This window comes from Limnoglobus roseus (genome assembly GCF_008254045.1).
In the GTDB taxonomy this organism is placed as follows: Bacteria; Planctomycetota; Planctomycetia; order Gemmatales; family Gemmataceae; genus Limnoglobus; species Limnoglobus roseus.
The window spans coordinates 2,056,207-2,067,448 of sequence record NZ_CP042425.1 but is presented as its reverse complement, the minus strand read 5'-3'; the positions used below and the strand labels follow the sequence as shown (position 1 = coordinate 2,067,448).

Sequence of the window (11,242 nt, the reverse complement as noted above, 5' to 3'; positions counted from 1 at the left end):
AAAACGCCGGGGTTTGGTTCACTCGGGCAGCACATTCAGCCGGGCGAACTCTCCGAATCGCAGACTTGCTACCTCGTTGAAAGATCCCGCGGCGCACTCTGAGATCGGGAAAACCCCGAGGTGATAGACATTTCCCTTGTAGCCGATGCGGGCTTGGAACGTGCCGTTTGGAAGTGGGCTGACTCCTCGGTCCTTCGATTTGCCGTCGTCTCGCTGGCGGGCGTTTCGGCCTATCGACGCGGCATCGAAAGTATTTGGGGTGTAGATCTGAGTGTGGTCGCTGGCGTTCGCCACGATCGTGCAAACACTCATGCACACGTATTTGCAATCTCCCTGTACCCCTAAACCCTGTCCGCCACCCCAGAAGAGCACCATGACCGTTCCCACCCGCTGCGTCGTTCTCGTCCACGTCGGTGGCTCCATCGACCCCGGCTGCGAGGACGGCCTGCGGGAACTCGAACGCCGCGGGCACCCGGTCCGCCGCGTCCGCGGGTACTCGGCCATCGACGCCGCCCGCTGCCAGATGGCCACCGACGCGCTGGCCGACGGGTTCGACGAACTCATGTGGGTGGATAGCGACGTGGCCTTCGACCCGGCCGACGTGGACAAGCCCTACGGGCACGGCCGGCCGCTCACGTGCGGCCTGTACCCGAAGAAGGGGCCGCGGCAGTTCGCCGCCGCCTTCCTCCCCGGCACCAAGGCAGTGCGTTTCGGCAAGGGCGGCGGCCTGACGGACGGCCGGACGAGCGGGCATACTTCTTCGCCCGCGGCCCGGCGGCCATGGCCCGCGCGACGTTGATCCGGGTGGCGGGGACGCGGTGGCGGGTGGAGGAATGCCTGGAACTGGGCAAGGGTGAATCCGGGCTGGACGAGTACGAGGTGCGGTCCTGGGTGGGCTGGCACCGGCACGTGACGCTCAACCAGAGTTGTGCGAACGACTGGCGGGCCATCCGCGACGCCGTCGCCCGGTTCGGCACCGACGTGCGGGCGGCCATCGAGGCGTGCATCGGGTCGGCCGACCTGGCCGAGGAGCTGGTCACGAAGGCCGGGTGGCCGGACGTGGCCGCGGTCGTGCAAGTAAACCGGGAGCGGTCGGCCGGCGACCGCGGGACGAGCACGACCCACTACGACATCACCAGCCGCCGGGGGACGGCGGCCGAGATGGCCGGCCTGATCCGCGGGCACTGGGGGATAGAGTCGATGCACTGGATCCTCGACGTGGTATACGGGGAGGACGATAATCGAACGCGGGCCGGTCACGCCGGGGCGAACTTGGCGATGATCCGCAAGGTGGCCGTCTCGCTCACGCGGCGGGCTCCCGGGAAGCAGAGTGGCGTGACCAAGCGTCTCAAGGCCGGCTGGGACGATGAGTATTTGTTACAGGTGCTTCAAGGAATCCCGGCAATCGTAGTGCGGTAGCCCTGTCGTTGTCTGTGAGGGCTCGTTTGGTAAACTCAAATGACCGCTCTAGTCGCGCGGATGGGGCGATCCACTTTCATCGCTTTCGGGGTGGCATAGTATGATCACCGCGAAAACGGTGGAGGAGTACCCTACATGCTTGTCTGGGCAACTCAATCTCCAGGCTGCGGCGTCTGGTCCTGAATACGAACTCGCCTTGGAGTACGTCGCAGCACAGCTACCCGAGGCCGCGAGGGCAGGAAAAGACGCTGTTTTAGAGCTGGAAATCGAGTCAGGCTTTCCGGATGTGGTGACGGTGTACTGGCACGTCGCAACCGCTCGGCGATGGAACGCCGCCACGGCAATCCTCACGAAGGCGGACGTGCGGATCACCCCCTTCCTTAGGACTATGGGAACGGCTGATCTCGAACGGTTGCGACCGTTCTATCCGTCCCGGCTGCAGGATTCACTAGAACTTCGATGAACGCCGGCCGATTGTCAACAGCAAGCGAGTCGATTCGTTCAAGCCACCGCGTGCAGCCCAGTCTTCGATCCGAGCATCCGGGGTGAACCCGTAGCCCAAGTGGGTCGGTTCCGAGCGGGTGACGACTGCCCCAACTACAGTCGAGTGGCCGACGGGTCGGCAACCCAGGACTAGACCGAGCGCGTCGTCACACCGCGGGCTCGCAGTGGTTCTCCTCTTCTCCTCGCCAGCTCTTGGCTCGTTACGCCGCCGCCTTCACCGGCTGCACCTGATGGAACAGCCACCGCACCCACCGGTTGGCGACGGCCGCGGCCACCACGCTCCCCGGCTTGCCCCGGCCCTTCATGTCGGCCGCCAGTTTCTTCCACCGGGCGTCGTACCGCACCAGCCGGTGGGCGGCCTCGATGAGCACGACCCGCAGCTGCGGGTTGCCGGCCTTGATCAGCCCGGCGTCGGCCTGCTTCTGGCCGCTCGACGCGTTCCGCGGCGACAGCCCGCAGAACCGGGCCGCCTGCTTGCCCGTCCGGAACCGGTCGAACCGCCCGATCTCGGCCCGGATGGTGGCCGCCGTGACCAGGCCGATCCCCTTCATCGTCAGCAGATTCACGACCAGGGCATCCTCGGCGGTGACCTGGGCCAGGCGTTGCTCGGCCGCCTTGACGTCGCCGGCCAGGGCCTTCAGGCGGCCCAGGTGCCGGTCCATCACCCACCGCGTCTGCTCGCTCAGGGCGGCGTCGCGGGTCAGCCACGTCAGCCACGCCACCGTCCACGGGTTCACGCCCTCGGGGGCGGCTACCCGGTTGTCGCGGAGCAGGGCCCCGATCCGCAGCTTGACGTTCCGCCGCTCGCCGACGAGCTGCTGGCGGTACCGGACGAGCCGTCGCAGTTCGCGGACCTCGGCCGGGGCGTGCCACACCTTGGGCAGGTACCCGACCCGCTCCAGGTCGGCGAGCATCTTGGCGTCCGAGTAGTCCGTCTTGTCCGGGTTGCCCTTCATGCGGGCCACATACCCGGGGTGGGCCAGGTCGACCAGCCACCCGGCTTTGGTCACCAGTTCCTCGGCCAGATCGGCCGACCCGCTGCACGCCTCGATGGCCGCCCGCACGTCGGTGCCGAACCGGGCGACGGCGTCGCGGATGGCCCGCCAGTCGTTCGCGCAACTCTGGTTGAGCAACACGCGGCCGCCGCGGTCCAGGGCGCACACCTGGACGGACAGGGTGTGGTAGTCCAGGCCCACGAAAACGGGGCCGGTCGTCGTTGCCGCGGGCATGGCTGGTCCTCGAAGGTGTGGTCCTGTTGATGGTGACCACACCCACCCTCTCCGGCAACCAGCGTTCATCCCCATCTACTAGAGGCAGCGTCAGTCGTTCGGAAAACAGGGGCGGGCTGGCGGCTGACCCCTGACCGCCTGGCTGTCCATGATGTCGACCGACGGCTTCGGCTTCTTGTCGGTGACTTGCGGCCCTTCGTCCGGAGGGCGTCGTGGATGCGGTCCCAGGTGCCGTCGGCCTGCCACGCCCGGAAGTAGTGGAACACGATCCGGTAGTACGGCAGAGCCAGCCACGCGCGCCCGTTGCAGGGCTAGTACAGGATGGCGTTCACGACCTCCCGGCAGGTGTACCGGGCTGGTCGATCGCAGACTTGGGGCGAGGGATATGCGGCTCGATGTGCCGCCACTGGCGATCGGTGAGGTCGGTCGGGTACGCCGTCCTGCTCATGCCCCCTACTGATTCGGAGTTAAGCAACGCTATTCTGTGAGGCCGTCGGTCGGTACGCTTTCGGCATGAGGAGCAAAGGAACGGCCCAAGAGCTGGAAGCCCGCCGCCGTCTGGCGGCCGCGAAGTGCGGCGAGGGTTGGACGCAAGTGGAGGTGGCCGCCTTCCTGGGCGTCCACCCGGTCACGGTGGCCAAGTGGATGGCCCGCCACCGCCGCGACGGTAACGCCGGACTGGCGGCCAAACCGACTCCCGGCCGGCCACGGTTCTTGACACCCGCCCAAGAGCGGCAGGTGTTGCGGTGGCTGGACCAGAAGCCGACCGCCCACGGGTTCCGGACCGACCTGTGGACGTCCCGCCGGGTGGCCGAGCTGATCCGCCGTAAGCTCGGCGTGGACTTCCACCCGGACTACCTGCGGGCGTGGATGCGGGGCCGCGGGTACAGCCCGCAGAGGCCCCGCCGGCGGGCCAAGCAGAAGGACCAGACGACCATCGACGGGTGGAAGAAGCGCGACTGGCCGCGGATCGAAAAAAAGCCGCGGCGGCCAAAGCCCACCTCGTCCTGATCGACGAAACCGGGCTGTTCCTCAACCCGCTCGTGAAGCGGTCGTGGGCGAAGGTCGGGAAGACGCCCGTCTTGGCCGCCGACGGCGGCCACCGGGACAAGGTGTCGGCCATCGGGGCGGTCGCCGTGTCGCCGACTGATCGGCGGCTCGGTTTCTACTTCGCGACCGAGCCGAACGGGTTCTTCACCGCCGACAAGGTGGTCGGGTTTCTCCGGGACGTGCTCAAGCACTTGCGGGGGAACGTGGTGGTCGTGTGGGACCGGGGAAGCAACCACCGCGGGCCGGCCATCCGAGACTTCCTCGCCCGCAACCGGCGGCTCCGGCTGGAAATGCTGCCGCCGTGGGCACCGGAACTCAACCCGGTGGAGGCCGTCTGGTCGTGGCTGAAGTACGGCGAGTTGGCCAACTTCGTGCCCGACGACACCGGCCACCTCGACGACGAGGTCATCGAACGGCTGATCGAGTTGAAGTTCAACCCATGACTGTTGCAGGCACTGTGGAAGCGATCGGACCTACCGTTCCCGAAGCAGTCGAGCCAATAGCCTTGGTTAACTCCGGATCAGTAGGCGACGACCGGCTACTTATTGCACAAGGTGTAAGTCGTTACGCAGAAAGTACAGGGAACGTCAACCCGTCCGAGTGACTTGTTAGATACCCTGTTGTTTGATAATAGAGCCTGGTGCAGCCGCCATCGCTCGCCCTGGGCCACCATGCAAAAAAAGGCGGGAAGACATGGCAACAAATGTCTCGATATCTAGTTATGCTGAGTCGCAAGCCCTTGCAGCAGAATCTTTAGTTGCATTCTCGGGACTTAATCTTCTGCACGTGAAACGGGGAGTTGCTGAAATCCTAGGCTTAATTGGGAGGCATGGAATTTTTGATGAATTTACACTTCATGACATTTCGCACATTGATTCCATGTTAAAGATTATTGATTGGCTAATACCTGAAGCGTCTAAAAAAGCACTCACTCCGACAGACTGGCTAATGATAGTTTTAGGGATTTATTTTCACGACATAGGGCTACTAGTGACAAAAGAAGAATTTGAGCTACGCGAAGAATCATCTTTCACACAGTTTCGGCATGAGCTTTTTAGTGGAACATACGGAATCGATTACCGCGCGCGCGTGTCATCGTTAGGGCCTGGGGATGAAGACAGGTTTCTCTACCAAGAATTCGTGCGTCAAAATCACGCAGAAAGATCGCGGAGCTGGGTCATGGGCTCTAGTTCGAATCAACTTGGCGCATCTACAAGTGCAGTGTCAGCTATTTCCTCCTTGCTAAATCCTCTTGACCGTCAATTTCGTCGAGATTTAGGACTGATATGCGCCAGTCATCACCTCGACGATCTATACGATCTTCAGAAATATAAACCGCGGCGTGCATATGGATCGAGTAATCTTGAAATGTGCAACGTGCAATACTGTGCCATAGTGTTGCGAGCTACAGATTTGCTTCATATTACACGTGATAGAACCCCATCAATTGTATTCAAGTTAATCAATCCATCAGATCCAATCAGCCAGCAGGAGTGGGCTAAGCAACAGGCTGTCCGAAGGGTTGCCCCTCTACCTGTTTCTCCTGGCGAAGAAGATGCCAGAGATTCAATTGAGGTGCATGCGTTTTTTTCGGAACCCACCGGCTTCTTCGGTCTGACTTCATATCTTCGTTATGCGCAAGCGGAACTCGAAAAATGTCACCAATGGGCCAGCCTGGCTCGATCTCGCGAACAGGTCATTGTGGATTTTCCGTGGAGGCGAGTTGACGATCGCGCTATTGAGGCTGAAAATTTTTTGCCGCAAGCCTTTGCGTTCCAGCTAGATCAGAAAAGAATTTTGGACTTGTTGGTAGGGCACACTCTTTACAACGACACAAACGTTGTCATTCGAGAATTGGTGCAAAACGCATTGGACGCTGTACGCCTTCAGCAAATGGTTCATCGAGATAGACATAATATACCCACTTCAGGAGAAGTTAAAATCTTCTGGGATAGTGTTACAAAATCATTAGTAATTGAAGACAATGGCATCGGGATGACACAGGAGGTGATTGAGCGACATTTTTTAAATGTAGGCGTTTCTCTTTATCAAGAGGAAAAATTTAAAAAAAATTATCCAGCTTTTGCTCCAATTAGCAGATTTGGAATTGGCATTCTATCGACATTTATGGTTTCGGACGACGTTGAAGTATTTACTGTCCATGCTGACGATGGCTGGGCCAGGCAGTTATCATTAAGATCTGTCCATGGTCGATATCTAATTCGGCTAATCGACAAGGCATCCCCTGAAGTTGCAAAATCGCTAGGGCCGCATGGCACCCGAGTTATTGTAAAGCTTCGTCCAAGTGCAGAATTGGACAATGTGCTTGCGTCCGTAAAGAAGTGGGTTCGATTTCCGGGAAACAATCTAATTGTAAGTGTTTACATCGATAGGCATGAGCCTGTTGCAATTGGTCACCATAGCCCATCTGATTATCTACAACGGATGCTGCATGATCACAAATTGAATGAGCCAACTGATGCAAAGATTGAGATCAGGGAGAAAAAAAATGGCCCCCTTTCTCTTGCCTTTGGTGTCAAGTACAGTCACTCGCTAAATATATGGTCCTTCTGGGAGAGTGCCGCCTCACACGAGAGTTACTCGTGCATAGCTGTTGAAGGAATTTTCGTTGAAGATGGAACACCTGGCTTTGGAGTCAACGTAATAGAAAGTGCCGGCAACATTTCTGGGCGAGGCTCGCCAAAGACCACCGTTGCACGAGATGGATTTGAGCACACCAAAGAGCTTGAAGATGTCTTAAGGAGCATTTTCTCGGTTTTTGTGTCGCATGTACACGAGCAATTGAACGCCCTGATTGAAGCCGGGCAACCTGTTTCTGCCGCTGTGCCTATCGCACGAAGCGTTGCTACTCCAATAGTAAATTCAAAGCCCAGGGGGCATCTGCAGACGCAAGCTAAACGAATGGCCCTAGAGACGCTCGAACTGCTGGTTGTTGAAATCAACGCCGTTCGAAAGCCGATCTCGATACAGGGCTCAAGAAAATACAGCGAGCTGTGGACGAGCATATCCAATGTGGGCACATGGGCAGAATCTGTAATATGCGCAGCCCGAGGGGATTTGTCATTAAGTCAATTGGCTCAAATCCCGGTACTTGGGCCGCCATTGAAGCCGCCGGGGCCTCTACTATGTGTAAGGCGCAAGTTGACATATTTCGAGATACAAGCCCTCTCCGAGCGGCAGCTTGGTAAAATTATTGTGGACAAAAATTCATGTCGCATTGATATGCAATGGATCGGATCAAGTGCTACTGGGAAGTGGCTAGTGTGGGATGATATTCGTCTTATCGTGACCGATTTTTTTTACAATGTAGACGACGACCGTGGCCACAGAGGAAGGGGGTCAATTCGACTTGACCTGGGCGATACTCAGTTTGTTGGCCTTGGAGGCGACCTTGGGGTTTCAGTCTGGGGGCTCCTTTTGCTGAATCCAGTATCACCTATCGTCAAGTACATGTCTGGCATAGCAAAAGTTTACTCCGAGACAAGAACCAAGAGCAGCTACGATGCATTGTATTATGCCTTTGTAAGCCTAGATGCTTGCCTGCGCAATCGAAGTCGTTCTCGTAAAATTGGCGAAACAATCTCTCATGCTATAGATGAACTGGCAAACCGTAGCCGAATAGATAAATGGTCGCCTGATGAAATGGCATCATTCTTACGTGCCGCAGAAATCACAGACTGGAACGTTTATCAACTTAGTACTCATGATGAATAATTGATATCAGGATTTCTGAGACTTTATTGATGGGCGCATCATAGTGATCGACTAATACCAACTCCCAGTTGCCACCATGCAATTCAAACTCTTCCAACTCATACCGGACATTCAGCCTCATGACTTCCCCGCCATCGATTGGGCGAATGCATCCGCCGAGGCACTCGGAAAATTGAGGGCATATGTCGTGACCGAAATCAAACTTTCGGCAGCTTGGTACATAAGGAAACGAAGTCTTAAACGACGTATCGGCCAGGCCATCCGTCTGGGCGCCATGATACTTGCTGCGATCGCCGGTGTCTTGCCGGTCCTAGCAACCATTCTCGTCACTGACGGCAAGCCGAACTTCAACGCGGCGTGGGCTACAGTTTTGCTCGCCTGGGCGGCGTTCTTCGTCGGCCTCGACTACTTTTTCGGTTTCACCTCCGGCTGGGTCCGGTACCTGATCGCCCAGCAGAACATTGCCAGGCTGGTGTACGAGTTCGAGTTTGACTGGGAGACGTTACGGGCCGCTTGGGCGGCGGGCCAGCCAACCCCCGAGCAGATCCAGGCCGCGCTCATCCGCCTGAAGAAGGCGCTGCTGGACACGCAGCAGGTGGTGGAAGTCGAGACGGCCGAGTGGGCGACGGAATTCAAAGCCGCAATCTTGAAGCTCGACGCGGCTTCGCGTGCCAAAGCTGAAACTTCCGCCGGTCCGTGCGCGGTCAACGTTACGCTCGCAGGTGGCTCGGTCGCCCAATGGACGGTCTCTGTGGACGGTGGTGCCTCCCAGTCCGCGTCCGGCACACGGAAGGCGCTGCTGGTGAGTGCCGGCACGCACACGTTCGTGGCTGAAGGCTCAGTAGGTGGCCAGCCCGCCCGCGACGAGGCCGCGGTCGTCGTCAACGGCCCCGGCGTGACCGAAGTGGCTCTGACGCTTCGCTAACACGTTTGGCCAAGGAGCGGACTGCTCTCCTTCAAATTGATGGTCTTCAGACGAGGTCAGGCCGGCCATACGACCCGCAGCGGAAGGAGGTTGATGTTTGAGACGTATGCCGTTCAGGGCATGGCCGTTCGTCCCACGGGCTCTGGCTGACGAACTGCTGCAACCCTTGCTCGGGATCGCGGACGGCCAACCCGTCCGGGAGGGCGACCTGCCGGGACAGGGGCTCGACGCTCTTGCGGTCGCCAACGGTCAGCAAGCCGTGCAGATACACGCCCGCCCACTGGGCCGGCTTGGCTCGCGGGAAGGCCGGGGCGAAAAGGGCGGCGTAGTCGCGGAGGCGGTTCAAGACCGCGGGATCGAGTTCGGGGGTGAACGTCTTGAAGCCGTTGGCGTCCGTCGGCCCGGTGCCGGCCGCGTCCTTTCGCCTGGAAGCTCTTGGTCGATGCGAAGCTCTCGATGAGCGTGCCGTCCGCGATCGAGGGACCGGTGCCCGCCTCCGGTTCCTTTCGTCGTACTCGCCGGACCTGAACCCGATCGAGATGGCGTTCGCGAAGATCAAGGCAGAACTCCGCCGCCGGGAACTGCGGACGATCGCCGCGGTCGAGGATGCGTTCGGCGAGTGCCCCGACTGGTTCACCCGCCGCCACTGCCGAAACTACCTCCGTCACTGCGGCTACTAGCCGCTACTATGAAAGGCGATATGCTCTAGCGTGGCGGTATTCGGGTCAAGCGGTGCGCTCGGCTCTCTTGGCCGCATCTGCCGGCTGACGATGTCGATATCCACGTACAGTTGGTCGCGCCTCAAAAGATACCCCCGAACAGTTGGTCGCGGTGTCCACGTACAGTTGGTCGCCCCGCCCCGCGGGTTTCCGGGCCGTTCCAACGTACACTTGGTCGCTCAACCCTATAGAGACCTATAACTCTTCCTTTAGCTGATCGCCGCTTTTCCGGGGATACCGGGGATAACTTCGCCGCCTCGGGGTGAATCGACTTTCATGTGGCATTCAGGGGGAAGTGAGGCGAGATGCCACGTCCCTCCCTTCGTGCGTGCCCTGGAAACGGCCCGTATAGAAGCGAAACGAGGGCCGCGGCTACCACCTCCGCACCCGACACGCTTCCCTGCTTCTAATAGCTTCCCAATGCGATTTTGGTTTTGCCGCCTTCAGCCGAGCAACAATCGGTCCGACCGACCGGCTACCGGGGGTGGGCTGTGTTCCAGGGTCATCCCCTGCTCGTCGGCGGACAGCTTCGCCTGCGGGTAGACCGCTTGGACCTGGCGGAGGGTGTCGAGGAACCGCCGCCGGAAGTCGCGGACGCGGGCGTACCCCTGGCCGAACTGGTCGTACACCCCGGCCCACGGCACGAACTGCGGCTTGCCGCTTGGCACCCGGTGCAGCCGCTGCGCTAGCCACGTGTACACATCCAATGCCAAGGCCGATCCCGATAACGCCCCGACCGCCCGACGGTCGAGCGGGACGGCGTGCCGCTCCAGGCTCGCGAAGTACTCGGCGCTCAAACGGACGGTGGACGGCCAGAGCATACGCTGGCCCGGCTCGATCGGGTACCACAGGTCCATGGCGGTGACGATCTGCGTGTTCACCTGCACCGCCCGACCGCCCTCGACCATGCCCATGCGGACGGTCGCACACGCCAGCCGCGAGAGTTGGTCCTTGAGGCTGAGCAGGTGCGGCCCGTTGGTGGCGAGCCTCAACGCCCTCGCGAACGCGGTCATCGAGTCCTCGACGTCGATCACCGGCGACCCGGACCGGATCGCCTCCGTTGCGAGGTGGATGAGCACTAGCCGCGGCTTTTCGCCGAACGGCAGGCCGCGGGGCACGAAGTCGCCGGTCGCCGGGTCGTAGGCCGACCCGGCCTCGATCCGGAGTGTGGCCATCCCTTGCCGCCGCTCCCACTCGCGGACGCCGTCGCCGGGGTTGTTGTACGGGATGCCGCACTGGCACTGGACCGTGTGCAAGAAGTCGATCCGGTCCGGTCGATTCGTCCGGATTTCGGTGGCGGCGTCGAGCCGCTTGCGTTGCGTCGGCGTGAGTTGCAAGTGCAACGGGGCGTCCGTCACGGGACGTAGCCATGGGCCCGCAGCCACGGCTCCAACGCCTCCTCGAGAATCTCTTGCAGGGTGTTCGGCGTAATGCCGCTGAGCTGCCGCTCCAGGCTGGCCCGCTTCACCGCGGCCGCGAAGTCGGCCCGGATGCGCGTCGTGAACGGGGCGCGGACGACGGGCGGCGCCGCCCTCTCGACGGCAGCGACGACTTCGGGTTTCGCGGTGCCGCCGAACACGAATTGTTTCTCGACGGACGGATCGACCAGCGGACTGACGGGCTTGAGCCCTTCGACGAGTGGACGGCGTTCGGTCATGGTT

General features: G+C 60.4%; 11 protein-coding genes and 3 pseudogenes. 9 read left to right on the top strand and 5 right to left on the bottom strand.

The features are described from left to right. Positions 1 to 18: 18 nt before the first annotated feature. A complete protein-coding gene (locus PX52LOC_RS08690) occupies positions 19 to 375 on the bottom strand; it encodes an AP2/ERF family transcription factor (protein WP_149109725.1) in 357 nt (118 codons plus the stop codon). On the opposite strand from PX52LOC_RS08690, the gene PX52LOC_RS08685 reads away from it, so the two are divergent. The 4 genes and pseudogenes from PX52LOC_RS08685 (at position 374) to PX52LOC_RS08675 (ending at position 1,882) form a co-directional block, all read left to right on the top strand. Beyond that, the gene (locus PX52LOC_RS08685; protein WP_149109724.1) at positions 374 to 799 is read left to right on the top strand and encodes a hypothetical protein; all 426 of its coding nucleotides are present in this window, start codon (positions 374 to 376) and stop codon (positions 797 to 799) included. The two genes, PX52LOC_RS08690 and PX52LOC_RS08685, sit on opposite strands and share 2 nt — an antisense overlap. Beyond that, positions 721 to 922: pseudogene (locus tag PX52LOC_RS44405) on the top strand (IS701 family transposase); the annotation flags it as partial. The gene PX52LOC_RS08685 and the pseudogene PX52LOC_RS44405, both read left to right, overlap by 79 nt. Further along, complete coding sequence (locus PX52LOC_RS08680; RefSeq protein WP_449280336.1) at positions 910 to 1,419, top strand: ISAs1 family transposase; 510 nt, start codon at positions 910 to 912, stop codon at positions 1,417 to 1,419. The pseudogene PX52LOC_RS44405 and the gene PX52LOC_RS08680, both read left to right, overlap by 13 nt. A gap of 100 nt (positions 1,420 to 1,519) precedes the next feature. Continuing rightward, entirely contained in the window at positions 1,520 to 1,882 is a 363-nt protein-coding gene (locus PX52LOC_RS08675; protein WP_149109722.1) for a hypothetical protein, read from the top strand. Between the two features lie 241 nt (positions 1,883 to 2,123). On the opposite strand, the gene PX52LOC_RS08670 is transcribed toward PX52LOC_RS08675, so the two are convergent. Further along, positions 2,124 to 3,152 (bottom strand): IS110 family RNA-guided transposase, encoded by a 1,029-nt coding sequence (locus tag PX52LOC_RS08670; protein ID WP_149109721.1) that lies wholly within the window; start codon positions 3,150 to 3,152, stop codon positions 2,124 to 2,126. A 513-nt stretch (positions 3,153 to 3,665) separates the two neighbouring features. Between PX52LOC_RS08670 and PX52LOC_RS08665 the strand changes: the two genes are divergently transcribed. The 4 genes from PX52LOC_RS08665 to PX52LOC_RS08650 all read left to right on the top strand — a co-directional run bounded on the left by PX52LOC_RS08665 (position 3,666) and on the right by PX52LOC_RS08650 (position 8,862). Next, positions 3,666 to 4,163, top strand: a complete 498-nt coding sequence (locus tag PX52LOC_RS08665; protein WP_149109720.1) for an IS630 family transposase — start codon at positions 3,666 to 3,668, stop codon at positions 4,161 to 4,163. Next, the gene (locus tag PX52LOC_RS08660; RefSeq protein WP_149109719.1) at positions 4,097 to 4,645 is read left to right on the top strand and encodes a transposase; all 549 of its coding nucleotides are present in this window, start codon (positions 4,097 to 4,099) and stop codon (positions 4,643 to 4,645) included. The genes PX52LOC_RS08665 and PX52LOC_RS08660 overlap by 67 nt, the downstream gene beginning before the upstream one ends. A 250-nt stretch (positions 4,646 to 4,895) precedes the next feature. Beyond that, positions 4,896 to 7,937 (top strand): HD domain-containing protein, encoded by a 3,042-nt coding sequence (locus PX52LOC_RS08655; protein ID WP_149109718.1) that lies wholly within the window; start codon positions 4,896 to 4,898, stop codon positions 7,935 to 7,937. A gap of 76 nt (positions 7,938 to 8,013) precedes the next feature. Continuing rightward, complete coding sequence (locus PX52LOC_RS08650) at positions 8,014 to 8,862, top strand: SLATT domain-containing protein (protein WP_149109717.1); 849 nt, start codon at positions 8,014 to 8,016, stop codon at positions 8,860 to 8,862. An 82-nt stretch (positions 8,863 to 8,944) separates the two neighbouring features. Here PX52LOC_RS08650 and PX52LOC_RS43270 read toward each other — a convergent pair. Then, positions 8,945 to 9,208, bottom strand: a pseudogene (locus PX52LOC_RS43270) (transposase); the annotation flags it as partial. Between the two features lie 124 nt (positions 9,209 to 9,332). Here PX52LOC_RS43270 and PX52LOC_RS08640 point away from each other — a divergent pair. Continuing rightward, positions 9,333 to 9,435 (top strand): annotated as a pseudogene (locus PX52LOC_RS08640) (IS630 family transposase); the annotation flags it as partial. Positions 9,436 to 10,024: 589 nt separating this feature from the next. On the opposite strand, the gene PX52LOC_RS08635 reads toward PX52LOC_RS08640, so the two are convergent. Both PX52LOC_RS08635 and PX52LOC_RS08630 read right to left on the bottom strand, forming a co-directional pair. Further along, positions 10,025 to 10,939: a replication protein RepA gene (locus tag PX52LOC_RS08635; protein ID WP_149109716.1), complete on the bottom strand. Its 915-nt coding sequence runs from the start codon at positions 10,937 to 10,939 to the stop codon at positions 10,025 to 10,027. Next, complete coding sequence (locus PX52LOC_RS08630) at positions 10,936 to 11,238, bottom strand: hypothetical protein (RefSeq protein ID WP_149109715.1); 303 nt, start codon at positions 11,236 to 11,238, stop codon at positions 10,936 to 10,938. The genes PX52LOC_RS08635 and PX52LOC_RS08630 overlap by 4 nt, the downstream gene beginning before the upstream one ends. Positions 11,239 to 11,242 lie beyond the last annotated feature (4 nt).

Coding starts and splice junctions, on each gene's coding strand:
- PX52LOC_RS08685 (WP_149109724.1), top strand. CDS start 374: ATGACCGTTCCCACCCGCTGCGTCGTTCTCGTCCACGTCGGTGGCTCC.
- PX52LOC_RS08690 (WP_149109725.1), bottom strand. CDS start 375: ATGGTGCTCTTCTGGGGTGGCGGACAGGGTTTAGGGGTACAGGGAGAT.
- PX52LOC_RS08675 (WP_149109722.1), top strand. CDS start 1,520: ATGATCACCGCGAAAACGGTGGAGGAGTACCCTACATGCTTGTCTGGG.
- PX52LOC_RS08670 (WP_149109721.1), bottom strand. CDS start 3,152: ATGCCCGCGGCAACGACGACCGGCCCCGTTTTCGTGGGCCTGGACTAC.
- PX52LOC_RS08665 (WP_149109720.1), top strand. CDS start 3,666: ATGAGGAGCAAAGGAACGGCCCAAGAGCTGGAAGCCCGCCGCCGTCTG.
- PX52LOC_RS08655 (WP_149109718.1), top strand. CDS start 4,896: ATGGCAACAAATGTCTCGATATCTAGTTATGCTGAGTCGCAAGCCCTT.
- PX52LOC_RS08650 (WP_149109717.1), top strand. CDS start 8,014: ATGCAATTCAAACTCTTCCAACTCATACCGGACATTCAGCCTCATGAC.
- PX52LOC_RS08630 (WP_149109715.1), bottom strand. CDS start 11,238: ATGACCGAACGCCGTCCACTCGTCGAAGGGCTCAAGCCCGTCAGTCCG.